Here is a 22,517-nt window from a genome sequence, read left to right on the forward strand (position 1 = left end):
AACATTTCGCAGCGCTTCGTCCAAAGGACGAACGACGCTGCGCAAAACCTACATCGCCCTCACAATACCGGCAAATCCCTAGCGAAATCTTCCATGTCGGCCCAGGGATCGCCGGAGGTGGCCAGAAGCCCCGGCAGTGAAGAATAATTCAAATCTTCCGGAGCGTCGATGGATTCCAGATCGGACCAACTCACCGGCGTCGAGGCCGGCAGGTTTGTGCGGGCGCGCAGCGAATAGGGTGCCGCCGAAGTGTGGCCGCGCGCGTTGCGGTGAAAGTCGATGAAGATGCGCCGCTTGCGGTTGTCCTTGCCCATGGTGGTGGTGAAGGTGTCGGGCGCGGTGGCGGCCAATGCCGAGGAGATGGCGCTGGTCGCCTGGTGCAGTTTTTTCCAGTTCTGTTTTTGCGTCACCGGCACTGATATGTGGATGCCTTTGCCGCCCGAGGTTTTGGCAAACGGCACCAGCCCCATCGCCTCCAGTTCGGCGCGGATATGCACCGCCGCCTCGACCACCTCGCGCCAGCTAACCCCCTCGCCCGGATCGAGGTCGAAGACGATCAGGTCCGGTCTGTCGAGCCGCGTGCGATGGGTGCCCCAAGTGTGGAACTCGACGACGCCGAACTGCGCCAGCGCCAGATAGCCCTTGGCATCCTCGACCGACAGGTAGGATTTGGTCTCGCCCTCGGAATTGGTCGCCTCGAAAGTCGCCACCGATTTCGGCATGCCGGTGAAGGCATGGCGCTGGAAGAAGCAGTCCTGCGGCTTGCCGGTCGGGCAGCGCACCAGTGACACCGGGCGGCCCAAAATATGCGGCAGCATGAAGTCGCCGACCAGCGCATAATAGACGGCGATGTCGAGCTTGGTCGGTCCGGTTCTGCCGAACAGCCGCCGCGTCGGGTTGGTCACCCAGATCGTGGCAAGGTCGGCCTCGGCGATCAGCCGCTTGCGCTTGGCCGATACAGGCGTCGACAGGCCGACGTCGCGCAGCCCGCGGAACACGGCATGGCGCAGCGCATTGTCGGTGGTCCGGTTGGCATAGTGGATATGGGCCGAAAGCAGCGGCCGCACCCACTTCATCTCGCGCATGATTTCGCGTGGAACGCCTTCGGGTGCAGACGCGCCGGCGCGCAGCGGCTGCAGCCGGGCCAGCAACGCGGTGGCGGTGGCGGCGTCGAAGCCGGTGCCGACCTTGCCGCGATAGTGCAGCTCGCCATCCTCGAATTCGCCGAGCCCGAGTGCGGCCAGGCCCTCGGCTGCAGCGGAGGTGGTGTAGCCGGCGATGACGAAATCGCCGGTCTTCAGCGCCTTGGTCTTGGTCCAGGTCTTGGTGCGGCCGCTCTGGTAGATCGCGGTGGCGCGCTTGGAGACGATTCCTTCCAGCCCCATCTCGGAGGCCTGGTCGTAGAGCGCCTGGCCATCGCCTTCGACGTGGTCTGAGAACTGGATGGCGGAGTTGGCGCCCAGGCCGGACAGCAATTGCGACAGCAGCGCCTTGCGCCGGCCGAGCGGCACTTTTCTCAGGTCCCAGCCGTCGAGATACAACAGGTCGAAGGCATAGAAGTGGAGCTTGTTGCCGGCTCCTTGCGCCAATCCATCCTGCAGCAGCGCGAAGCGGCTGATGCCCCTGGCGTCGAGCGCAACGACTTCGCCGTCGACGATTGCATCGCGGCAGGGCAGCCTGGCAAAGGCATGCGGCAAGTCGCCATAGCGCCTGGTCCAGTCGAGGCCGGCGCGGGTGATCAATTCGACCGCGCCGTCGGCCAGATGCGCCATGGTGCGGTAGCCGTCGAATTTTATCTCGTGCAGCCAGATTTCGCGCGTTTTTTCGGCAGGGCTTTCGCCGCCCGGCGGCTTCGGAACCTGCGTGGCCAGCTGCGGCTCGATCCGGGAAGGCAGCGGCGCCTTGACTGCGCCCGGCAGCGCACCGGGTTTCAATGCCACCGGTTTCGCAGGCCTTGCGGCAGGCTTCGGGGTTGCCACCAGCTCCTCGATGCGACGGCCGGATTTGACGCTTTCCGGCCGGGCTTCCAGTATGTCGAGCCTGGCGTCGGCGGCGAGGTCGCGCTCCTTGAACAGCAGCCAGTTCTTTTTGCCCTCATCCTCGCCGGGCTTCGGTTTCAGCCTGGTCAGCATCCAGCCGCCATTCAGCTTCTCGCCGGCGAGACGAAATTTGAAGGAGCCGGTGCGCAAGCTCTTTTCGACATCGTCCATCGGCGCCCAGACGCCGATGTCCCAGACGATCATCGGCCCGCCGCCATATTCGCCCTCGGGAATGACGCCTTCGAAGTCGATATATTCAAGCGGATGGTCCTCGGTCTCGACCGCCAGCCGCTTGTCGGCCGGATTGAGCGACGGGCCGCGAGGCACCGCCCAGCTCTTCAGCACGTCGCCGACCTGCAGGCGAAGATCGTAATGGTCGGCGGTAGCATGGTGTTTGTGCACGACGAAGCGATTGCCTTCTGCGGCAACCGGCCCGCCGGCGGGCTCCGGCGTCTTGCTGAATTCGCGCTTGGCGCGATAGGCCTTGAGTTTGGAAGGAGCTGGCATGTCAAAGACCGAAGCGCGCGGCAGTCAGCAACCAGCGTCTCATTCCTTCGCGCCCCCCTCTGTCCTGCCGGACATCTCCCCCACGAGGGGGGAGATTGGCAGCTTCTGCCTTGGCGCCTCTTCTTCGACGTTGGAGATTGGCGAAAGCATTCGTGACATCCAATCTCCCCTCGCGGCGGAGATGTCCGGCAGGACAGAGGGGGCGCTGTCCCGCCAGCATCAAAATTCCATCGCAGCGGCGCTCCGCTGTCACGGCATGGATCCCAAGGTCTCCGCGACGTCGCTTTGCTCCTGCTCCGCCCTGGGATGACGAAGGGATGGATGTCACGGGCTCAATCGTCGGTGGCCGGCGTCAATTCGAGCTCGGCAGGCGACAGACCCTGCTGGAGCTGGCTCAGCCGGAATTCGTCGACCCAATAAGCCTCGCCGTCGACGAGGACACGCGCCTTGTAGGCGCCGGCGGAAAAGCTCTGTGCGGTGATGTAGACCTTGTGGCGGCCGAGCGCCCTGCGCACTGCAGCGCGCTTGGAATTCTGGCTGGTGACGGAACTGGCCATGGACTGCTCATACACACGCCGCCGCAGGAGAAGACGGCTGGCATAAGGATGGCCGAGACAGACGGTTGTGTCAATTTTTCAACTTGCCTACGGCAGCTTCGCCAGCTCGGCAGCGTGGCGGATGGCAAGCAAGGCGTCCCGGTTGGTAACCGGATAGCCTGCGATGAAGCGTTCGACCGAAAAGCCTGGAAATTCGGCTCTCAAGCGGGCCGCGGCGCGCGCCGCCTCGCCGGTCTCGCCCATGGCCGCATGCGAAAGCGCCAGGAACATCAGCACGTCCGGCGACTCCGGCGAACTCCTGCGGAGCGCCGCGACAGCTTCCCGATGCCTGCCGGCGGCAAACAGGATGCGGCCTTGCATGCCGAAATACCAGTGCGGGGCCAATGGATTGAGGCGCATGGCACGCTCGATGAGCGGGATCGCCTCGGCTGGATCGCCGGCGACAAGCGCTTTGCTGCCGGCCAGCAGCAGCAGTATGCCGGCGTGGTTGGAGCCGTATTCGAGAGCCCGCCGGTGCGCGCGCTCCGCTCCTTCGAGATCGCCAAGGCATGCCCTGACATTGCCGAGGCATGCGTGGGCGCAGCTGTCCGTCGGGTCGAGGCGCAAGGCGTTTTCGGCCGTGATCCGCCAGTTCTCGATCGACGTCAGCAGGTCGTCGCCAAAGCCGTTGCAGGCCTCGATCGAATAGGCGTAGGCGAGTTCGGCCCAGCAGTTGGCGAAGGTAGGATCAAGCTCCAGCGCGCGCGAAAACAAGCGGATCGCCTCGGCATTGCCGGCGCTGCTGAACGTGGTGTGCTGTTCGACCGCAAGCAGATAAAAATCATAGGCCCGCAAGCTGGCCGGTGGCTTGCGGCGAGCCGCATTGCGGCCGACCGTGGCCAGCGTTCCGTAACTGCCGGCGAACACGTTGATGATGCTTTCGGCCAGGCTGTCCTGCAGCGCGAAAATGTCCTCGGCCGGGCGGTCGTAACGCTCCCTCCACAGGTCGACGCCGCTACGGGCATCGGCAAGCTCTATCGTCAAGCGAATCCTCTGGTCGTCCGCACGCAACTGGCCCGATACGAAATAGGTGGCGCCGAGCGCCTTGCCGTCCGCCGCGAAATCGGCCGGCTTGCTGCCCAGCGATTTCATCGTGTGGAACGCGATGACAGGCAAGCCAGCGTATCGCGCCAGGTTGATGGTGATGTCTGACGACAGGCCGTCGGCAAAGCGGCGCCAGCGCTCTTCGGAATTCAGGCATTCAATCGGAAATATGGCGAGCACCGGCGGAGCGTCCGACGGGGCTGACTGCCCGCCCGGCCGAGCGCCGGAAGCGCCGGCAAAATACGCCGCGAGTCCGATCTTGGTGCGCACGCCAAGTTTTTCGTAGATGGCCGCAAGGTGGGTGCGAACAGTGGTCGGGGCAATGAAAAGTGCATTGCCGATTTCGCGATAGGTCATGCCGGTTGCGAATTTTTCCGCGACCGCGCGCTCGCGACCCGACAAGGCATCGAGCGTCTGCGCTTTCGAAGCGTCATTGACCGTCATGGTGGAACCCGTCCCAGGACAGAATACTACAAATGCAGGAGGCCGAATACTGCATCTGCCCGATGCCGTCGCAGGCGCACAAATTGCAAGGTCGTTTGCCGCAAAAAGCGGCAATCCGGGGGAGGTTTCCATGCGTCCTGTTTCGATAATGCTGGCATGCACGATCTTGAGTTTTTCCGCCGCCCAGTCGCCGTCGTTCGCTAGAGGATGCAGGCAGGTGCTGGAATCGGATGTGAAAATCACGAGCATGCGCCTCTATGCCGACATTCTGGCCAATGCCGCCCGCAACGGCTGGGACTACACGCCTGAATCGATCGTCAGCGGCTCAAAGCGGCATTTCGAGGAGATGAAGCTGCAGTTGAATGACGCCGGCTATGAGATCATGCCCGTCGGCGTCCGCCTGTATTGCAAGCGGTGGGACAAGCTCGCCGCCCGCTAGCAACCAGCGATCCGCCCTTTGCGGCGCAAGCTTTGCCGAGACATCGATATGTCGAAGGTGCAGGCCAACTGTCTGCTTCTGCTTGCCGCTGCCTTTTGGGGCTTCGGCAATGTTGCGCAGAAGACTGTGCTGGATCATCTCGATCCGCTCAGCGCCGTGGGCATGCGCTGCCTGATCGCGGGACTCATGGCCGCGCCCGCATCGGCGGCGTTGGCATCACGCGGCCCTGTGTCGGATCCGCCCGTTCTTGCGCAAATCTCCCGCCTTGGCTAGCATCCGCCCGCCGGCGCCGAGCGGAGGAGAACGTCGCGGTGGACCGGCTGGAGCGCCGTTGCGTCCCCCTGGGCGCTCAAAGGACACTCCATTTCTGGATCGACGCAGGAATTTTCGGAAAACCGGAACCGGTTTTCGGGTTCATGCGCTCATGTGGGAGGAGACTAAATTGATCAACAGACGTGAATTCCTGCTGTCGTCCGTGGCGATGGGCACGATGGCGCTGGCCGCTCCGCAACTGGCTTTCGCCCAGGACAAGCTGACCATTCTTGGTTCGGTGCCGAGCCTCGGCTTTCCGTTCTTCGTGCACATGCTGAACCAGATCAAGGCGGAAGCTCAGGCGCAGGGCGTCAATCTTGTCGAAAGCGACGGCCAGAACTCGGCGCCCAAGCAGACCGCCGATATCGAGGCAGCGCTCGTGCAGAAGGTCAACGCCATCGTCATCTCGCCACTCGACGTCAACGCGCTGGCCCCGGCCATCGAGCAAGCGATCCAGGCCGGCGTCCCCGTCGTCACCATCGACCGCCGCGTCGACGGGGTCGAAGGCATCCTCGCCCATGTCGGCGCCGACAACGTCAAGGGCGGCGAGGCCGAAGCGCAGGCCCTGGTGGCGGCTTTCCCGAACGGCGCCAAGATCTTCCATCTGCAGGGCCAGCCAGGTGCCGGGCCCGCGATCGATCGCAACAAGGGCGTGCACAACGTCCTCGACCCAATGAAGGACAAGTACCAGATCATCTTCGAGCAGACCGCCAATTTCGCCCGCGCCGAGGCGCTCTCCGTCACCGAGGCCGGCCTGGCCGCCAACGGCAAGCCCGACGCGATCATCTGCGCCAATGATGACATGGCGCTGGGCGCGGTCGAAGCCTGCGCGGCGCGCAACTTTACCGACGTCAAGATCTACGGCTTCGATGCGCTTCCCGAAGCGCTGGTCGCCGTGCGCGACGGCAAGCTGGCCGGCACCGTCGAACAGTTCCCCGGCGAGCAGTCGCGCACCGCGGTGCAGATCGCCGTCGCCTATGCCAGGGACAAGACCGAGCCGAAGGAAAAGCTCGTGCTGCTGACGCCGATCGTCATCGGCAAGGACAATCTCGACAAGGCGGAAAGGCTGGGCGAGACGAAGTAGGCCAATTGGCGAGGCCGGTGGGACAGCACCCCCCTCTGGCCTGCCGGCCATCTCCCCCTCAAGGGGGGGAGATTGGCAGTTTCAACGCGTCGCCCTTTCTTCAACGCCGAAGATTAGCGAAAGCGGCCATGACATCCGATCTCCCCCCTTGAGGGGGAGATGTCCGGCAGGACAGAGTGGGGTGTTCAAGCGCGGCGTGAACAACTGCATCGAGGGAAAAGCTTTTGCCAGCCGAAGCCACTGCGTCGCCCAATACCCCCCTCCTCGCCGTCGAGGGCGTGACCAAGCGTTTTGCCGGCGTCACCGCGCTGAGCGATGTCTCGCTCGAGGTTCGGCCCGGCGAAATCCTCGGCCTGCTCGGCGAGAACGGCGCCGGCAAGTCGACGCTGCTCAAGATCCTGTCCGGCGTGATGCCGCCGTCCAGCGGCCGCATCGTCTTCGACGGCGTAGAATTCAATCCGCACAATCCGCAGGATGCCAAGCGCCTCGGCATCGTCACCATCTACCAGGAACTGAGCCTGATCCCGACGCTGACCGTGGCGGAGAATATTTTTATCGGCTGCGCGCCGCTCGGGCGCTTCGGCCTGGTCAGCTGGCGGAAGATGGAGGTAGACTCGCGCGCGATCATCGCCCGCGTCGGCCTTGACCTCGACCCGGCGACGCCGGTGTCTGCGCTGTCGGTGGCCGAGCAGCAGCTGGTCGAGATCGCCCGCGCGCTGTCGCTGAAGAGCCGGCTCATCATCATGGACGAGCCGACCTCGGCGCTGACCGAAACCGAAGTGCAAAAACTGATGTCGATCATGGGCCGGATGCGCAAGGACGGCGTCGCCATCATGTTCGTCACCCACCGGCTGGAAGAGGCCTCTGCGATCTGCGACCGCATGACGGTGCTGCGCGACGGCAGGCTGGCCGGCCATCTCGACCGCGATGGCGGGCCGATCAAGCTGCCGAAAATCATCGAGAAAATGGTCGGCCGCGCCGCGTCCGAACTTTATGCCAGGCCGACGCTGCGCGATGTCGCCGGCGACGTCAGGCTTTCGGTGCGCGGCCTGCGCACGGTGCGCGATCCGCAGGCGCCGCATGCCATCGTGCTCGAGGGCATCGATCTCGACCTCAAGGCCGGCGAGATCCTCGGCGTCGCCGGCCTTGTCGGCTCCGGCCGCACCGAGCTTGCCCGCGCCATCTTCGGCGCCGACCGCATCGCCGCCGGCACCATCTCCCTCGACGGCAAGACGATCGCGCCTGAAACACCCGCCGACGCCATCGCCCTCGGCATCGGCCTGGTGCCGGAAGACCGCAAGCATCAGGCGATCTTCGCCGCGCTCGGCATTCTCACCAACTTTTCCGTCGCAGCGCTCGGCCGCTACTCCAACGCTCTCGGCTTCATGGCCGAGCGCCGCGAGCGCCAGGCGCTGGCGAGCTACAGAAAAACGCTGTCGATCCGCATGGCCTCGCCCGAGCAGCCCATCGAGGGGCTGTCCGGCGGCAACCAGCAGAAGGTCATCCTCGCCCGCTGGCTTGCGCGCGACCCCAAGGTGCTGATCGTCGACGAGCCGACGCGAGGCGTCGATGTCGGCGCCAAGGCCGAGGTGCACCAGATCCTGGTGCAGCTCGCCGGGCGCGGCATCGCCATCATGATGATCTCGTCGGAATTGCCCGAAGTGCTTGCGGTGTCGGACAGGATCGTCACCATGCGGCGCGGCCGCATCACCGGCGAGATGCCAGGCATCGAGGCGACCGAGGAAAAACTGATGGAACTGATGGCGCTCGATCAAACGCAGGAAGCGACGCAATGACCAGCACGACCGAACAGAGCCAGCACGGCGGCATCAATGTCGCGCGCCTGCTGATGAGCTTCGGACCGCTGATGTTCCTGGCGCTGCTGATCGTCGTCTTCACCGTGCTGAAGCCGAGCTTCATCGACCCGATCAACATCTTCAACATCATGCGGCAGATCTCGATCACCGGGCTGATCGCGCTCGGCATGACCTTCGTCATCCTCACCGCCGGCATCGACCTGTCGGTCGGCTCGCTGCTGGCTTTCTGCGGCATGGTCGCGGCGGTGGTGGCCAAGGGCGGCACCGCCAACACGCTGTCGCTGTCGACGTCCGGCGCACAAGGCTTTGGCTGGTTCGCCGCCCTTCTGGCTGCCGTCGTCGTCGGCGCCCTGGCCGGCGGCGTCCAGGGCTTTGCCATCACCCGGCTGAAAGTGCCGCCCTTCGTCGTCACGCTCGGCGGCCTCACCGTCTTTCGCGGCCTGACGCTGACGATCTCCAATGGCGGCCCGATCTCCGGCTTCGACGCTTCGATGCGCTGGTTCGGCACCGGGCTGATCGGCCCGGTGCCGGTGCCGGCGATCATCTTCGCGGCGGCGGCGATCCTCTGCCACATCGTCCTGCGATACACGCGCTACGGCCGCGCCGTCTACGCCGTCGGCGGCAATGCCGAGGCGGCGCGGCTGTCCGGCCTGCGCGTCGACCGCATCCTGATCTCGGTCTACATCATCGTCGGCTTCTTCGCCGGCCTTGCCGCCTTCGTGCTATCGGCCAGGCTCAATTCCTCGGAAGCCGTCGCCGGCATCGGCTACGAGCTGACCGTGATCTCGGCGGTGGTCATCGGCGGCACCTCGCTGTTCGGCGGCATCGGCTCGGTCGGCGGCACGGTGGTGGGTGCGGCACTGATCGGCGTGCTGCAGAACGGGCTGCAGTTCAACAACGTCTCGTCCTACACGCAAAGCATCGTCATCGGCCTGATCCTGATCCTCGCCGTGGCCTTCGACCGCTGGCTGAAATCGCGGGTAAGGCGGTAGTCCGAGGGGCAATACAGACCTAGGTCGGCGGGACAGTACCCCCTCTGTCCTACCCGACATCTCCCCCCTCAAGGGGGGAGATTGGATGTCGCTTCGCCTTTCGCCAATCTCAGAAGAAGCGCTACCGGCGAAGCTGCCAATCTCCCCCTTGAGGGGGGAGATGTCCGGCAGGACAGAGGGGGGTGTTCAAGCGCGGCGCATAGGGATAGGCAAGTTTCGCGCGGAGGGAATAGAAGCAGTGAACCACTATCACGTACCTTCGAACAACCGCGGCAATGCGCGCAAGATGCGCAAGACCATAACGGACGCCGAGCTGAAGCTCTGGAACGAGATCAGGGCGCACCGTCTCATGGGATTGGCGTTTCGGCGACAGATGCCGATAGCCGGCTACATTGTCGATTTTGCCTGTCCGGACAAAAAGCTGATCGTCGAACTCGACGGCTCCCAGCACGCTCAGGCCGAAGCCTCGGCATCGGATGCTTACAGAAGCTCGAGGCTGGAGGCGATTGGCTGGACCATCCTGCGTTTCTGGAACGACGACGTCATTCGCGACATCGACAATGTCTGCCAGCACATCGTGATCGTAGCCGGCCTGGCAGGCGCAGACCTGTGTTGAGTGTTGGTCGCGGACCTGGATCGCGCAACGCTGGCGGGGCAGTACCCCCTCAAGGGGGAGATTGGATGTCGCTTCGGCTTTCGCCAATGTCAGAAGAAGCGCTACCGGCGAAGCTGCCAATCTCCCCCCTTGAGGGGGAGATGTCCGGCAGGACAGAGGGGGGTCCTCGACCGTAGGGCGGAGAGATCAAAGGCAGCGCACCACTATCCGTACCTCCCCGTAACCGCGGCACATGCGCCAGATGCGCGAGGTCGTGATCGTAGCCGGCTTGGCAGGCGCGGAGATGCGCAACGTTGGCGCGAGGCACCCCCTCTGTCCTGCCGGACATCTCCCCCTCAAGGGGGGAGATTGGATGTTGCTGCGGCTTTCGCCATTCTCCAACTTGGGGAAAAGCCGCGTTCATGCCGGTGCGTTGAGACGCTGCGAACGCGTTGCCCAATCGATGACTGTCCCGCCGGCAACGGTAGGACTCGTCAGCGGCGCGAGAAGATCGTTGCGGCGGGCGAACGCCACGAAGGTCGCCCGCGCCGTCTCGGCGTCGATCTCTCCGTCCATCGCCGCCCGGCAGGCTTTGGCGGCGATGTCATGCGCGGCCGTCCGGCTCGCCCGCGGCCAGTCGGCAAGCAGCGCATGGGCCTCAGCCGCGCTTTCTATCCTGGTCGGCGTGCCGAGGCCGGTAAGGATGGTGACCGGCTTTTCAAAAGAAGAACGGTCCATGACACTCTCCTTTCCGGTTCAACTGTCTCCATTCCAACGCAACAGGCGCAGGCATGCGCGCGGCAATCATTTATGCTCCTCCTGGCCGGCCCCGACGCGTTGGGCCGACAGGAACATCAGCGTATAGGCCGCCTTGCGGCGATCCCAGCCGGCCTGCTCGGCCATGTCCAGCAAGCCGTCGACCAGGGGCGCCAGCGCCGCCCTGCAATCGGTTTCATAGTTGAATCGTTCTTCGGGCGGGTCGGCGCCGCGATCTTTCCAAAACTGTCCATCACATCCATCGCAACACCTGCTCCGCATTAATCCCGGACCGGCAAAACCGTGCCCGCTTTGGCGGACACGGTCCATCTGCCGTTCAGAAGCCTCGCTTTGGAGGCCTGACCTTAGTAGTCCATGCCGCCACCGCCGGGCATTGCCGGTGCGGCAGCTTCCTTCTTCGGCTTCTCGGCCACCATCGCCTCGGTGGTTACCAGCAGGCCGGCGACCGACGCGGCGTCCTGCAGAGCGGCGCGCACCACCTTGGCCGGGTCGATCACGCCCTGCGCGTAGAGATCGCCGAACTCATTGGTCTGGGCGTTCCAGCCATAGCCGAATTCGGTCTTCTCGCGCAGCTTGCCGACGATGATCGAGCCTTCCGCACCGGCATTCTCGGCGATCTGGCGCACCGGCTGCTCGATGGCCCGACGCACGATCTCGACGCCGGTCCTCTGGTCGGGGTTGTCGACGGCGACATTGTCGAGCGCCTTCGCTGCCCTGAGCAGCGCCACGCCGCCGCCAGGCAGTATGCCTTCCTCGACCGCAGCGCGGGTGGCGTGCATGGCGTCGTCGACGCGGTCCTTGCGCTCCTTGACCTCGACCTCGGTCGAGCCGCCGACGCGGATGACGGCGACGCCGCCGGCGAGCTTGGCCAGCCGCTCCTGCAGCTTCTCGCGGTCATAGTCGGAGGTGGTCTCCTCGATCTGCGCCTTGATCTGGCTGATGCGCGCCTGGATCTCGTCCTTGCGGCCGGCACCGTCGACGATCGTGGTGTTCTCCTTCTCGATCAGCACCTTCTTGGCGCGGCCGAGCATCTCCAGCGTGACGTTTTCGAGCTTGATGCCGAGATCCTCGCTGATGGCCGTGCCGCCGGTCAGGATGGCAATGTCTTCCAGCATCGCCTTGCGGCGGTCACCAAAACCCGGCGCCTTGACGGCGGCAACCTTCAGGCCGCCGCGCAGCTTGTTGACGACCAGCGTCGCCAGCGCCTCGCCTTCGACATCCTCGGCGATGATCAGCAGCGGCTTGCTCGATTGCACTGCGGCTTCGAGCACCGGCAGCATGGCCTGCAGGTTGGACAGCTTCTTCTCGTGGATCAGCACATAGGGCTCTTCGAGCTCGACGCGCATCTTGTCCTGGTTGGTGATGAAATAAGGGCTGAGATAGCCGCGATCGAATTGCATGCCCTCGACCACTTCGAGTTCAGTCTCGGCGGTCTTGGCCTCCTCGACCGTGATGACGCCCTCATTGCCGACCTTTTCCATCGCTTCGGCGAGGAAGCGGCCAATCTCGGCATCGCCATTGGCCGAGATGGCGCCGACCTGGGCGATTTCGTCGTTCCTTGTCACCTTGCGGGCATTGGCCTTGAGTTCAGCGACGATGGCGTCGACCGCCTTGTCGATGCCGCGCTTCAGGTCCATCGGGTTCATGCCGGCGGCAACCGCCTTGGCGCCTTCCTGGACGATCGACTGCGCCAGAACGGTCGCGGTCGTGGTGCCGTCGCCGGCGACGTCGCTGGTCTTCGAGGCGACCTCGCGCACCATCTGCGCGCCCATGTTCTCGAACTTGTCCTCAAGCTCGATTTCCTTGGCGACGGTAACGCCGTCCTTGGTGATGCGCGGGGCGCCGAATGACTTGTCGAGGATGACATTGCGGCCCTTGGGACCGAGCGTCACCTTCACCGCGTCGGCGAGGATGTTGACACCGCGCAACATCTTCTCGCGGGCTTCGGTATGGAATTTCACATCCTTGGCAGCCATTGGATAACTCCTTCAAATAGGCAGCTTACGTTGACTGATGGCTTGTTCAGGCCCCGCTCAGGCGGCCTTCTTTTTTATCTGGTCGGTCATTTCAATCACGCCCAGCACATCGCTTTCCTTCATGATGAGCAGGTCCTCGCCATTGAGCTTGATCTCGGTGCCCGACCATTTGCCGAACAGGATGCGGTCGCCGACCTTGACGTCCAGCGGCTGCAACTGTCCGCTATCGTCGCGCGCGCCGGGGCCGGCGGCGATGACCTCGCCTTCCTGCGGCTTCTCCTTGGCTGTGTCAGGAATGATGATGCCGCCCGCGGTCTTCTCGTCGACCTCGATGCGGCGGACCAGGATACGGTCATGCAATGGACGGAACGCCATGTCGTTCTCCTCATAGGACAAACAGATTTTCTTGGACCTCCCTTCGCAGCCGACCAGTGGGTCGGTGCGACGGTGCGCGACCCCTGCTCAGGCATCACGCGCCTATCGAATTAGTCTGCCTATCCAGCCTTTCAAGAGGACGCCGAAAAAATTTTAGCACTCGCCGTTGTCGAGTGCCAACACACCGTAATAACGCGCTGTAATAATGGCGCTATTCCAGGATTTGAAACGACGGATGCGGCTTGAAATCGGGGCGCAACCTTCCGACATCATCGTCGATCCCGGCACCGTCTGCCGGCGGCCGGAACCGATGAGGAAGTGGAAGCGTTTTCCCCCGCGGAGGATGGACGCCTGATCGTTCGGAAAGGAGACGGGCATGGTCGGTAATGAGTTCCAGGTCAGCAACGAGTTCCGGCTCCAGATGCAGGGTTTTGGCCTGACGACGGCAGAGATCCATTATCGTCTTCCCGACTATCGGGACCTGCTCCAGCTCTTCATCTGGCAGCAATACGACATCGCCCCGGATTTCCCGACGCTGAAGCATTTCCTCGAATTTTGGGAACGTGAGATCGAGGGCCCGCTGCATTCTGTGCGCGTCGCCCATCACCGTCTGATCCAGCCCTCCGAATGGCGGGCGGTGGACGGCGTCATTACGCTGCAGTGAAATAGAAAAAAGGCGGCGCTTTTCATAAAAGGCGTCGCCTCTGCAGCACGGCGCTTCCGCCCCGGCTTCAGTTTCATTGGCGTTCAGGTGGATTGATATTCAGGTGGATTAACGTCCCGTGACCAGCAGTCCGGCGGTGCGCGCCGCCTTGACGAAGGCGGTGCGCGCCTCGCGGGCGGTGCGCCAACCGTCGAGCGCGTCGCGGCAGGCGCGATAGGCTGCGCGCCAGTTGCGGCCGCGCGCCCGGTCCGGCCATTGCTGCATGCATTCGATGGCTTCCCAGCTGCTGGCGACCTTGCGCTCTCCGACGGATTGGAGCTTCAGCGTGATCGGCCCGGAAAATGAGACGTCGTTCATCACTTCCTCCTTTTCTTTTTGAGAATAACCAGGAAGGCAGCCCGATCGGCGCCCGACTGACGAGATGGTTCGTATGGCTGCACGCTTCAAGACCTCCCCCATCTCCCAGTCTGCTTGCCAAAACCCGGCGCTATATGTCGTCGTCCGGCGGTTCGAGAAGTCCGATCAGCGTCGCCACCCTTGCCGACGGCAGCGGGCGGCCCTCGTTGACCAGCGCCTCATCGGCGCCGACCCAGGCAAAGGCCTCGCGCAACTCTTCGATCGTCGCGCCGGTCGAGGCGATGTCGGCGATCACGGCGTCGTCGACCGGGCCCAGCACCGAAATGATGTCGTCGCGTGTCATGGTCATGATGTCCTCCATGCGGCGTGCCGGCGCGACCCTCAAACGACGGTTGAAACCGGCATTGCCAGCACAATCGGGGCCAGTACAATCCGGCAACAAAAATTCTGGCAGCGGGACAGAATCTGGGTCTTGATTTCGGCCTGACAATAACCAAATGAAAATTGCCGGTTGCCGAATGGGACTGGCAGAACCCAGGGAGCGCCAAGCTCTTTGGCGTCCCTCGTACTATGTTGCTCCATGGAGGATGTAGCTATGAGAACCGCATTCGACTTTTCCCCGCTCTATCGGTCGAGCATCGGTTTCGACCGCATCTTCAACCTGCTGGAAAACGCGCCGCAGGCAGTTGAAACCTGGCCGCCCTATGACATCGAGCGAAGCGACGAGAACACCTATCGGGTGAGGATCGCCGTCGCCGGTTTTTCCGAGAACGATCTCGACATCAGCCACGAGCCGAACCTTCTCATCGTCTCTGGCGAGCGCAAGGAACACGACGAGGTGGAATATCTCCATCGCGGCCTTCCGGTGCGACCGTTCGCACGGCGCTTCGAGCTTGCCGATCACATGACGGTCACCGGCGCCTCGCTCAACAACGGCCTGCTGACGATCGACCTCGTGCGCCAAGTGCCCGAAGAGATGAAGCCGCGTCGCATCACGATCGCCAAGCAAGACGCCGCACCGAAGGCCGGACAGGTCGAGAAGCCGAAGCAGGCCGCCTGAGCGAAGGCGATCTCTGGCGTTCGCCTTTGACACAACCAGTCGAGAAAGGAGAACAGCAATGGCTATTCGTGATCTCATTCCCTGGGGCCGGGAGAACAGTCCGGTTCCCAGCTTCTATCGTGACGAGGACCGCGACCCGTTCATGGCGTTGCATCGCGAGATGAACCGCCTGATCGACGACGCCTTCCGCGGCTTCGAAACGCGCATGCCGATGCTCAGCGGATTTTCGTCGGCGCGCGGCAGCTGGCCGAGCGTCGAAATCGCCGACGGCGAGAAGGAGATCCGCGTGACCGCGGAAATTCCCGGCATGGACGAAAAGGACGTCGAGGTGATGCTCGATGACGGCGTGCTGACGCTGCGTGGCGAGAAGCGCTCCGAGACCGAAGACAAGGACAGGCAGTTCTCCGAGCGGTTCTACGGCCGCTTCGAGCGCCGCATCCCGCTCGGCTACGAGGTCGAGGAGGACAAGGTGAACGCCGCCTTCCATAACGGCGTGCTCACCGTGACGCTGCCCAAGACGGAGCGCGCACGGACGAAAGCCAAGCGCATCGCCATCAGTGGCAGTGCCGCCAGCCCCGGCAAGAGCAAGCACTGACGACATCGGCAGCCGGACGCGCCAGCCGCGCCCGGCTGCAGATCGGGCTGCATCCCGATCGGCCCGCGCGCTCCGCCCAAAGGCACGGGCTTCATTTGTTCGGCCGATGCGCCTGACGGTGCGAAGGCCGCATAGTGAGTATCTACGGAGCATTGAGTAGCAGCGTCGCTACCGTGGCGTTCCTGGCGCACAGGCTACGGAGCCCGTCATCCCTTGGGGTGGCGGGCTTTCGTATTAATCGTCGGCTTTATCGGCCTGTGAAAAGTCCTCGCCATCCGCTTCGTGTCACGATCGCGGGCGGAGGCAGCCACCCGTCTCAGATCGCCTCGCGCTGCCGTTCCGGCGTGGCGACCAGCAAGGCCGCGGCGGCGTTGGCGGCAGCAAGTGCGGCCTCGACCCGATGCCCGCGGGCAAGGCCTGCCGCGAACGCGCCGACGAACTCGTCGCCGGCGCCATGGGTGCTGACCACCTTCACCGGAAGGGCGGCCCGCGCGAACGCCTGGCCGTCGCGGCCGCAATAGGCAACGCCCTCCCCGCCTGCCGTGACGATCGCGGCCGGGTAGAAATCGACCAGCATGCGTGCCGCCTCGGCAGCACCCTCGAGCGTATCGACGACCGCAACGCCGGCCAAGAATTCCGCCTCGATGGCGTTGACGATGACGATATCGGTGAGTGCGATCAATTCGCCGGACAGTTTTCGCGCGGGGGCGGCGTTGAGCACGACGCGGCCGCCATGCGCCTTCACCGCCCGCGCTGCGGCAATGTTGGCGGCTTCCGGCACCTCGTTCTGCAGCAGCAGCACCGCCGTTTGCGCAACCATCTCGGTCGCGGCCACGATGTCCTTCTCGCCCAAGGTGAGATTGCTGCCCGAGACGATCACCGCGCCATAATCGCCGCCGGCGTCGAAGATCACCACGCTCATGCCCGAGCCGGCGCCAGGTGCGACCCGCACGAAGCGGCTGTCGACGCCGCGGCGCGCGAGATTGCTGACAAGCGCGCGGCCGAAATCGTCATCGCCGACGGCGCCGATCATTGCCGAGCGCACGCCGGCCCGCGCCGCCGAGACCGCCTGGTTGCCGCCCTTGCCGCCGCATTTCGGCTGCCAGGCATGGCCGGTTACGGTTTCGCCCTTGCGCGGGCGGTCAGGCGCTTCGACCATGATGTCGTAATGCAGGCTGCCGAACACGGTGACCAGCGGAGCCGTCATGTGCCCCAATCTTTCATGAGCCGCCCCAATCTTTCATGAACCGCCCTTGTCCCGGCGTTTCGAGGTCACCGCCGACATCGTGCGGCCGAGATTGCGCTCCGCCGCCTGGTAGTCGCGCTGTGCCACCGCGACGAACAGCGCGTCGAGAATGTTGAGCTGGGCGATGCGCGCCGCCGCGTTCTCGCCCATCAATGGCGAGCCCTGCGCGGTCGAGCACAGCACGATGTCGGCGACGGCGGCCAGCGGCGAGTTGTCGTAATTGGTGATCGCCAGCGTCCGCGCACCGCTCTTGCGGGCGAGATGGATGGCATCGATCACGGCGCTGGTGTTGCCGGAATGCGAGAAGCCGACGGCGATGTCGTCAGCGCCGAGCAGCGAGGCCGACATCAGCATCATGTGCGAATCGTCGTAGACGGATGCGCGGATGCCGATGCGCAGGAATTTGTGCGAGACGTCGCGCGCGATCTGCGCCGAACCGCCGACGCCATAGAAATCGCGGTTCCTGGCGCGGTACAAAAGATCGGCGGCGCGGTCGAAATCGTCCATGTCGAGGATCGCCAGCGTCTCCTCCAGCGCCTGGATCGAGGTGCGGAACACTTTTTGGACGATCTCGGCCGAACTGTCGTCGACCGACAGTTCCTGGTGCATTTCGGCGGTCGGCAGGCGGCTGTATTCGTAAACCGCGGTGCGGAAGTCGCGATAGCCGGAAAAGCCCAGTTTCTTGGCGATCTTCACCACCATCGCCTCCGACACGCCGGCTTCTTCGGCGATCTGCTTGAGCGGAATGGTCTCGTCGAAGCCGCGCCGTCCGAACACGGTTTCCACCACCTTCGCCTCGAGCGGCGTCAAATGCGGCATCATCATGCGGATCCGCGGTCCTACTGCTTTCAGATCCAGGCTGGTCAAGGTCATCCACGTCCCCTCGTCACGCGATCGATGAGCATCGCGGCGAGGATTATAAGGCCAGTTGCCAAGAGCTGATAGAAGGACTGGACATTCATCAGCGTCAGGCCGTTGCGCATGGTGCCGAGGATGACGGCGCCCAGGATGGTGCCGACGACGCTGCCCTTGCCGCCCATCAGCGAGGCGCCGCCGATGGCCGCCGCGGCAATGGCATCGAGCTCCCAGAGATTGCCGAGAATGGGTTCGGCGGCACCCAGCCGTCCGATCAGGATCTGCGCGGCAAGGGCCGCCAGCAGGCCCGAGATCATGTAGGCGGCGATCTTGGTGCGAGCGATCGGCACGCCGGCTATGTAGGCTGCCTCCTCATTGCCGCCGACGGCGAGCAGATATTCGCCGAAAGGCGTCTTCTTGAGGATGATCCAGGCGATCAGCGCGACCACGGCCACGATGATGACCGCCAATGGCAGCCCGAACAGCGAGCCGTTGAAGATGGCGCGGAAGCCGGCAGGCAGGCCGAGCACCGGATTGCCGCCGGTATAGATCAGCGCCAGCGCCCGGTAGATGCTGAGCGTTCCCAGTGTGACGATGAAAGGCTGCAGCCCGACATAGGCGACCAGCACGCCATTGAGCAGGCCGCAGACGAGGCCGATAGCGAAGCCGGCGGCGATGGCCAGCGGAAACGGCACGCCGGCAATCAGCATCGAGGCCGAGATGACGGCCGAAAGGGCTGCCGTCGGCCCGACCGACAGATCGATGCCGCCCGAGATGATCACCAGCGTCATGCCCAACGCCAGGCAGGCGTTGATGCTCGACTGCTGCAGGATGTTGATCAAGTTGCGCTCGGCAAAGAAGCCCGGGACCAGCGCGCCGAAGACGGCGAGGATCACCACCAGGCCGATCAGCGTGCCGGCATCGCGCAGCGAAAACCGGTGCAGGAATTCAGCCCGTGGGCGCGCTGCTGTGTGTTCGGTTACATCAGTCATACGCTGGTCCTGTCCGTTATGCCTTGCCGGCCCGATGGCCTTGCGCCTTGCCGGCCTTGCGTCTCCGATTGGGGTATGGCGTGCGCCGCGATCGCCTGTTCGCTGAGATCGGCCCGGTCGAGTTCGGCGGCGACCGTGCCGTCGCGCATGACCAGCACGCGGTCGGCGAGCCGGATCACCTCGGGAAGCTCGGACGACACGACGACGACCGAATGGCCTTCGGCGGCGAGCTCCTCGATCAAATGGTAGATCTCCGCCTTGGCGCCGACGTCGATGCCGCGCGTCGGCTCATCGAACAAAAGGATGCGCGTTCCCGCCGCCAGCCAGCGGCCGATGATCGCCTTCTGCTGGTTGCCGCCGCTGAACAGCCGGATCGGCCGGTCGAGCAGGAACGGGCGCAAATTGACCCGCTTCATCTTCTCGGCCGCGACCCGTTTCAGCCTGGGGTGATCGATGACGCCGCACGGTGCGAACACGCCCATCGAGGCCAGCGCCATATTGCTGGAGATCGACCGCAGCGGCACGATGCCTTCGCGCTTGCGCTCCTCCGGCACCAGGCCGATGCCGGCGGCGATGGCTTCGCACGGACTGGCGAGTTTTATCGCCTTGCCGTCGATCTCGACCCTGCCCGACGAGGCGCGGTCGGCGCCGGCCAGCAGCCGCAGCAGTTCGGTGCGGCCCGAGCCGACCAGGCCGGCAATGCCCAGCACCTCGCCGCGGTGCAGGTCGAACGAGACGTCATGGACCTTGGTTGCCGAGGCGAGGCCACGCACGCTCAGCCTGACCTCGCTGGAGGCGTGCGAGCGGTGCTGTTCCTGGGCGAGCTCGCGTCCGACCATCATCGAAACGACGGCTTTTTCCGACACCTGCGCCAGATCGACGGATCCGACCACGACGCCGTCGCGCATGATTGTGGCGCGCTGGCAGATGCCGAACACCTCGTCCAGCTTGTGCGAGACATAGACGACCGCGACGCCGTCGCGCGCCAGCCCGGCAATGACTTCGGCCAGCCGCTCGAACTCGCTCGGCGTCAGGCTCGATGTCGGCTCGTCCATCGCCACGACGCGCGCCCGATCGAGCAGCGCCCGGGCGATCTCGACGATCTGCCGCTGCGCAACCTTCAGGCTGCCGAGCGGGACTGCCGGATCGATGGTCGGATCGAGTGCGGCAAGGGCTTCCGCGGCGCGGCGTTCCTGCTCGCGGCGGGCGACGAAGATGCCGCCGCGCGTCAGCGGATGGCCGAGGAACATGTTCTGGGCGACGCTGAGATGCGGCACCTGCTGCAATTCCTGATGGATCATGGCGACGCCCGCGGCGCGCGCCGCGACCGGATTGTTCAGCGCCACCGGTCTGCCGTCGATCAGCACGCTTCCGGCGGTCGGCCTGTAGACCCCCGACAGGATGCGCAGCAGCGTCGATTTGCCGGCGCCGTTCTCACCGAGCAGGCCATGGATTTCGCCGGCGCCGACGGAAAAGGACACATCGCTCAGCGCTCGCACCGCCGGAAACACCTTGGAAATGCCCTCGAATTGCAGCCGCGGGACAGACATTGGCTCTATTCTCCAGGCAAAGGGCGCCAGCCCGGCCGGCACCCGCAGTCCTGCCCTTAATTGCCCGCTGCCGCGTCCTCGAGCAGCGCCTTGCGCACGGCGTCGCCGGCGCCGGAATAGCGGTCGGCATTGTCCTTGGTGATAAGCGCCTGCGGCGTGGCGACGACGCGCGGCAGCTTCTGCCCGGCCACCAGCCGCAGCGCCGATTCCAGCGCCACCTCGCCGGTCAGCACCGGGAAGCTGTCGACGGTGCCGGTCAGTTCGCCGGCGCGGATCGAGGCATAGGCGTCGGAGATGCCGTCGGTGCCGAAGACGGCGACCTTGTCCTGCAGGCCGGCGGCCTTGACCGCCTCGACGATGCCCAGTGCCATGCCGTCATTGTTGGCATAGAAGCCGATCAGGTCGGGGTGCTGCTGCAGGATGTTGCTGGCAGCGTCGAAGGAGGTCTGGCGGTCCCAGTTGCCGGGCACGCTGGCGACGACCTCGAACTTGCCGGCTTCGGTGATCGTGGTCTTGAAGCCATCGGTGCGCTGGACTGCGGCATAGACTCCGGCCTGGCCTTCGACGATGGCGACATTGCCGCCATCCGGCCAGTTCTTGATGAACCATTTGGCGACGCGCACCCCATTGTCGCGCTGGACATTGCCGACATAGTGCTCGGCCTGCGGGATGACCGCGTCGTTGACATTGACCACCGGCACGTTGGCGGCCTTGGCCTGTTCCATGATTGGCTGCAGGTTGGAGTCGGTCTGCGGCGAGACGAGCAGCACGTTGTAGCCCTGCGTGACCAGGCCTTCGGCGATTGTCAGCTGGCCGAGCTGGTCGCCCTCGCTCTGCGCCGCCTGGTAGACGACAGGCACGCCGACGCGATCGCCGAACGACTTGTAGCCTTCACCCAGCGAGCGCCAGTATTCGTTGGTCAGCGTCTTGGAGACGGCGCCCGCCCTGGTGCCGTCGGGCAGCTTGGGAAGCGCGCCGAACTTGGCCTCGAGCTGCGACCAGTCGATGCGGTCCTTCTCGGTATCGGAATTGAGCGGCGCGAGGTCGGTCGAAAAGGCCGAGCCGATGGACAGCGCCATCAGCGCAGCGGTGGCGGTGGCAAGCAGAAATTTCATGGTCTTTCCTCCCTTGTTGAAAACGGCGCCGGCCTCAGTTCTCCGGCCCGAGCATGGCTTCCTGGATGATGGCTTGCGACGCGACCGCGTCCTGACGGTCGATGGCGGTGGACAGGCGGTTGTCCCTTTCCAGCCGGTCGACGACGCGCAGCATGCGCTTGACCGTGGCGATGTTGACTTCGCATTCGTGGACCGGATCGAGGCCGGTCATGTCGGGGAAGGTGTCGAAGTAGATGGCGCCGGCGTAGCCGTCGCGGCGGATCTGGCGGAGCAGCTCGATCGTCTGCAGCGTGTGCACTGCGCCGACCATCAGGCCGTCGTCGCGCTTGGCATAGCCGTCGTTGAGATGCACGCCCAAGAGTTTGCTGTGGCGCGCCACAAGTGCTGCGGCAAAGGCCGGCTGCTCGTCGGCATAGAGCACATGGGCGAAATCGAGCGTCACGCCGAGATTGGGCAGGCCGATCTCGCGGATCGCCAGCAATGTCGTCGCCGCGTCGGGCATCAGGCTGTAGGAACGCGGCTCGTTGGGCTTGTACTCCAGGCTGATCAGGCAGTCGGGATCATGCGCTGCCACTTCACGAATACCATCAATTTCGTGTTGCCATAGCGTCGCGTAATCGGCCTGGAAGGCATAGTCGAAGCCATCCTGGCCGAGCCACAGCGTCATCAGATTGGCGCCCGCCTCACGCACGGCGTCGATGCCGGCCTTGGTCAGGTCGATGGCTTCGCGGCGAACTGCCGGATCCGGATTGGTGAAGGCGCCGAGCTTGAAGGCGGGATTGGAGTAGTAGCGCATGGCAAAACCATTGATGGAAAGCCCGAGATCGCCGAGTTTTTGTGCCATTTCCGCAGGTTTTTCATCGACATGATCGGGAAAGTTGAGGTCGAGGTCGGTCAGCCCCGCAACCTTCGCCGCTCGCGCCGCCATCTGCAGCATGGACGGCTTGCCGACAAGATCCGGCCATTCGGCCTGCGGCCGCGAGGCAAAGGAATTGAGGCGTGTGGCGAAACGACTGGCTGTCATGGATGACCCTTTTGGTGGACATAACTTCACATATTTTTGAGTATTTGTAAAGTTCTCATTTG

The 22,517-nt window shown here is 64.3% G+C and carries 24 protein-coding genes and 1 pseudogene; 10 read left to right on the plus strand and 15 right to left on the minus strand.

Annotation, left to right across the window (positions count from 1 at the left end; translation table 11 throughout):
* Positions 1–59: 59 nt before the first annotated feature.
* A complete protein-coding gene (gene ligD / locus AC0L2M_RS31290) occupies positions 60–2,546 on the minus strand; it encodes a DNA ligase D (RefSeq protein WP_473536849.1) in 2,487 nt (828 codons plus the stop codon).
* Here ligD and AC0L2M_RS31295 point away from each other — a divergent pair.
* A complete protein-coding gene (locus AC0L2M_RS31295; RefSeq protein WP_473536850.1) occupies positions 2,545–2,856 on the plus strand; it encodes a hypothetical protein in 312 nt (103 codons plus the stop codon). The genes ligD and AC0L2M_RS31295 overlap by 2 nt on opposite strands.
* A gap of 22 nt (positions 2,857–2,878) precedes the next feature.
* Here the strand turns inward: AC0L2M_RS31295 and AC0L2M_RS31300 are convergent, their stop codons facing one another.
* Both AC0L2M_RS31300 and AC0L2M_RS31305 read right to left on the minus strand, forming a co-directional pair.
* Positions 2,879–3,103 (minus strand): hypothetical protein, encoded by a 225-nt coding sequence (locus tag AC0L2M_RS31300; protein WP_023799025.1) that lies wholly within the window; start codon positions 3,101–3,103, stop codon positions 2,879–2,881.
* A gap of 87 nt (positions 3,104–3,190) precedes the next feature.
* A complete protein-coding gene (locus tag AC0L2M_RS31305; RefSeq protein WP_473536851.1) occupies positions 3,191–4,630 on the minus strand; it encodes a LuxR C-terminal-related transcriptional regulator in 1,440 nt (479 codons plus the stop codon).
* Positions 4,631–4,862: 232 nt separating this feature from the next.
* On the opposite strand from AC0L2M_RS31305, the gene AC0L2M_RS31310 reads away from it, so the two are divergent.
* From AC0L2M_RS31310 to AC0L2M_RS31335, 6 genes and pseudogenes are all read left to right on the plus strand, one after another.
* Entirely contained in the window at positions 4,863–5,069 is a 207-nt protein-coding gene (locus AC0L2M_RS31310; RefSeq protein WP_128171069.1) for a hypothetical protein, read from the plus strand.
* Positions 5,070–5,117: 48 nt separating this feature from the next.
* Positions 5,118–5,267: pseudogene (locus AC0L2M_RS31315) on the plus strand (EamA family transporter); the annotation flags it as partial.
* A gap of 247 nt (positions 5,268–5,514) precedes the next feature.
* Positions 5,515–6,465 carry a substrate-binding domain-containing protein gene (locus AC0L2M_RS31320; protein WP_473536887.1) on the plus strand — a complete coding sequence of 317 codons (951 nt, stop codon included), beginning with the start codon at positions 5,515–5,517 and terminating at the stop codon, positions 6,463–6,465.
* A gap of 224 nt (positions 6,466–6,689) precedes the next feature.
* Positions 6,690–8,261 carry a sugar ABC transporter ATP-binding protein gene (locus AC0L2M_RS31325; protein ID WP_473536852.1) on the plus strand — a complete coding sequence of 524 codons (1,572 nt, stop codon included), beginning with the start codon at positions 6,690–6,692 and terminating at the stop codon, positions 8,259–8,261.
* Positions 8,258–9,274, plus strand: coding sequence for an ABC transporter permease (locus AC0L2M_RS31330; RefSeq protein WP_473536854.1), 1,017 nt, complete (start codon positions 8,258–8,260; stop codon positions 9,272–9,274). Before AC0L2M_RS31325 ends, AC0L2M_RS31330 begins: the two co-directional genes overlap by 4 nt.
* 238 nt (positions 9,275–9,512) lie before the next feature.
* Positions 9,513–9,890 carry an endonuclease domain-containing protein gene (locus AC0L2M_RS31335; protein WP_473536855.1) on the plus strand — a complete coding sequence of 126 codons (378 nt, stop codon included), beginning with the start codon at positions 9,513–9,515 and terminating at the stop codon, positions 9,888–9,890.
* Between the two features lie 399 nt (positions 9,891–10,289).
* Here AC0L2M_RS31335 and AC0L2M_RS31340 read toward each other — a convergent pair whose 3' ends face one another.
* The 4 genes from AC0L2M_RS31340 to AC0L2M_RS31355 form a co-directional block, all read right to left on the minus strand.
* Positions 10,290–10,607: a DUF982 domain-containing protein gene (locus AC0L2M_RS31340; RefSeq protein ID WP_128171066.1), complete on the minus strand. Its 318-nt coding sequence runs from the start codon at positions 10,605–10,607 to the stop codon at positions 10,290–10,292.
* 383 nt (positions 10,608–10,990) lie between these two features.
* Positions 10,991–12,622, minus strand: a complete 1,632-nt coding sequence (gene groL / locus AC0L2M_RS31345) for a chaperonin GroEL (RefSeq protein ID WP_023799037.1) — start codon at positions 12,620–12,622, stop codon at positions 10,991–10,993.
* A gap of 57 nt (positions 12,623–12,679) precedes the next feature.
* Complete coding sequence (locus tag AC0L2M_RS31350) at positions 12,680–12,997, minus strand: co-chaperone GroES (protein ID WP_023799038.1); 318 nt, start codon at positions 12,995–12,997, stop codon at positions 12,680–12,682.
* Positions 12,998–13,150: 153 nt separating this feature from the next.
* Positions 13,151–13,375, minus strand: a complete 225-nt coding sequence (locus tag AC0L2M_RS31355; RefSeq protein WP_473536856.1) for a hypothetical protein — start codon at positions 13,373–13,375, stop codon at positions 13,151–13,153.
* On the opposite strand from AC0L2M_RS31355, the gene AC0L2M_RS31360 reads away from it, so the two are divergent.
* Positions 13,374–13,661, plus strand: coding sequence for an usg protein (locus AC0L2M_RS31360; RefSeq protein WP_091598882.1), 288 nt, complete (start codon positions 13,374–13,376; stop codon positions 13,659–13,661). The two genes, AC0L2M_RS31355 and AC0L2M_RS31360, sit on opposite strands and share 2 nt — an antisense overlap.
* 108 nt (positions 13,662–13,769) lie before the next feature.
* Here AC0L2M_RS31360 and AC0L2M_RS31365 read toward each other — a convergent pair whose 3' ends face one another.
* Entirely contained in the window at positions 13,770–14,018 is a 249-nt protein-coding gene (locus AC0L2M_RS31365; RefSeq protein ID WP_023799041.1) for a DUF982 domain-containing protein, read from the minus strand.
* A 130-nt stretch (positions 14,019–14,148) separates the two neighbouring features.
* A complete protein-coding gene (locus AC0L2M_RS31370; RefSeq protein WP_023799042.1) occupies positions 14,149–14,367 on the minus strand; it encodes a hypothetical protein in 219 nt (72 codons plus the stop codon).
* Between the two features lie 246 nt (positions 14,368–14,613).
* Between AC0L2M_RS31370 and AC0L2M_RS31375 the strand changes: the two genes are divergently transcribed.
* The gene (locus AC0L2M_RS31375) at positions 14,614–15,078 is read left to right on the plus strand and encodes an Hsp20 family protein (RefSeq protein ID WP_023799043.1); all 465 of its coding nucleotides are present in this window, start codon (positions 14,614–14,616) and stop codon (positions 15,076–15,078) included.
* Between the two features lie 58 nt (positions 15,079–15,136).
* Complete coding sequence (locus AC0L2M_RS31380) at positions 15,137–15,673, plus strand: Hsp20/alpha crystallin family protein (protein WP_023799044.1); 537 nt, start codon at positions 15,137–15,139, stop codon at positions 15,671–15,673.
* A 316-nt stretch (positions 15,674–15,989) separates the two neighbouring features.
* Here AC0L2M_RS31380 and AC0L2M_RS31385 read toward each other — a convergent pair whose 3' ends face one another.
* From AC0L2M_RS31385 to AC0L2M_RS31410, 6 genes are read right to left on the minus strand one after another with little or no spacing between them, the layout of a single operon-like run.
* Complete coding sequence (locus tag AC0L2M_RS31385; protein WP_473536858.1) at positions 15,990–16,880, minus strand: ribokinase; 891 nt, start codon at positions 16,878–16,880, stop codon at positions 15,990–15,992.
* 33 nt (positions 16,881–16,913) lie between these two features.
* Complete coding sequence (locus AC0L2M_RS31390) at positions 16,914–17,792, minus strand: MurR/RpiR family transcriptional regulator (RefSeq protein ID WP_091598869.1); 879 nt, start codon at positions 17,790–17,792, stop codon at positions 16,914–16,916.
* A complete protein-coding gene (locus AC0L2M_RS31395; protein ID WP_473536859.1) occupies positions 17,789–18,766 on the minus strand; it encodes an ABC transporter permease in 978 nt (325 codons plus the stop codon). Before AC0L2M_RS31395 ends, AC0L2M_RS31390 begins: the two co-directional genes overlap by 4 nt.
* Positions 18,763–20,316, minus strand: coding sequence for a sugar ABC transporter ATP-binding protein (locus AC0L2M_RS31400; RefSeq protein WP_473536860.1), 1,554 nt, complete (start codon positions 20,314–20,316; stop codon positions 18,763–18,765). The genes AC0L2M_RS31395 and AC0L2M_RS31400 overlap by 4 nt, the downstream gene beginning before the upstream one ends.
* Positions 20,317–20,372: 56 nt before the next feature.
* Positions 20,373–21,431 (minus strand): sugar ABC transporter substrate-binding protein, encoded by a 1,059-nt coding sequence (locus AC0L2M_RS31405; RefSeq protein WP_473536861.1) that lies wholly within the window; start codon positions 21,429–21,431, stop codon positions 20,373–20,375.
* 34 nt (positions 21,432–21,465) lie between these two features.
* A complete protein-coding gene (locus tag AC0L2M_RS31410) occupies positions 21,466–22,455 on the minus strand; it encodes a TIM barrel protein (protein ID WP_473536862.1) in 990 nt (329 codons plus the stop codon).
* Positions 22,456–22,517: the final 62 nt, after the last annotated feature.

The sequence above is a fragment of the Mesorhizobium sp. WSM4806 genome (assembly GCF_055811635.1).

Coding starts and splice junctions, on each gene's coding strand:
- AC0L2M_RS31295 (WP_473536850.1), top strand. CDS start 2,545: ATGTCAAAGACCGAAGCGCGCGGCAGTCAGCAACCAGCGTCTCATTCC.
- ligD (WP_473536849.1), bottom strand. CDS start 2,546: ATGCCAGCTCCTTCCAAACTCAAGGCCTATCGCGCCAAGCGCGAATTC.
- AC0L2M_RS31300 (WP_023799025.1), bottom strand. CDS start 3,103: ATGGCCAGTTCCGTCACCAGCCAGAATTCCAAGCGCGCTGCAGTGCGC.
- AC0L2M_RS31305 (WP_473536851.1), bottom strand. CDS start 4,630: ATGACGGTCAATGACGCTTCGAAAGCGCAGACGCTCGATGCCTTGTCG.
- AC0L2M_RS31330 (WP_473536854.1), top strand. CDS start 8,258: ATGACCAGCACGACCGAACAGAGCCAGCACGGCGGCATCAATGTCGCG.
- AC0L2M_RS31340 (WP_128171066.1), bottom strand. CDS start 10,607: ATGGACCGTTCTTCTTTTGAAAAGCCGGTCACCATCCTTACCGGCCTC.
- groL (WP_023799037.1), bottom strand. CDS start 12,622: ATGGCTGCCAAGGATGTGAAATTCCATACCGAAGCCCGCGAGAAGATG.
- AC0L2M_RS31350 (WP_023799038.1), bottom strand. CDS start 12,997: ATGGCGTTCCGTCCATTGCATGACCGTATCCTGGTCCGCCGCATCGAG.
- AC0L2M_RS31360 (WP_091598882.1), top strand. CDS start 13,374: ATGGTCGGTAATGAGTTCCAGGTCAGCAACGAGTTCCGGCTCCAGATG.
- AC0L2M_RS31355 (WP_473536856.1), bottom strand. CDS start 13,375: ATGCCCGTCTCCTTTCCGAACGATCAGGCGTCCATCCTCCGCGGGGGA.
- AC0L2M_RS31365 (WP_023799041.1), bottom strand. CDS start 14,018: ATGAACGACGTCTCATTTTCCGGGCCGATCACGCTGAAGCTCCAATCC.
- AC0L2M_RS31370 (WP_023799042.1), bottom strand. CDS start 14,367: ATGACCATGACACGCGACGACATCATTTCGGTGCTGGGCCCGGTCGAC.
- AC0L2M_RS31375 (WP_023799043.1), top strand. CDS start 14,614: ATGAGAACCGCATTCGACTTTTCCCCGCTCTATCGGTCGAGCATCGGT.
- AC0L2M_RS31380 (WP_023799044.1), top strand. CDS start 15,137: ATGGCTATTCGTGATCTCATTCCCTGGGGCCGGGAGAACAGTCCGGTT.
- AC0L2M_RS31385 (WP_473536858.1), bottom strand. CDS start 16,880: ATGACGGCTCCGCTGGTCACCGTGTTCGGCAGCCTGCATTACGACATC.
- AC0L2M_RS31390 (WP_091598869.1), bottom strand. CDS start 17,792: ATGACCTTGACCAGCCTGGATCTGAAAGCAGTAGGACCGCGGATCCGC.
- AC0L2M_RS31395 (WP_473536859.1), bottom strand. CDS start 18,766: ATGACTGATGTAACCGAACACACAGCAGCGCGCCCACGGGCTGAATTC.
- AC0L2M_RS31400 (WP_473536860.1), bottom strand. CDS start 20,316: ATGTCTGTCCCGCGGCTGCAATTCGAGGGCATTTCCAAGGTGTTTCCG.
- AC0L2M_RS31405 (WP_473536861.1), bottom strand. CDS start 21,431: ATGAAATTTCTGCTTGCCACCGCCACCGCTGCGCTGATGGCGCTGTCC.
- AC0L2M_RS31410 (WP_473536862.1), bottom strand. CDS start 22,455: ATGACAGCCAGTCGTTTCGCCACACGCCTCAATTCCTTTGCCTCGCGG.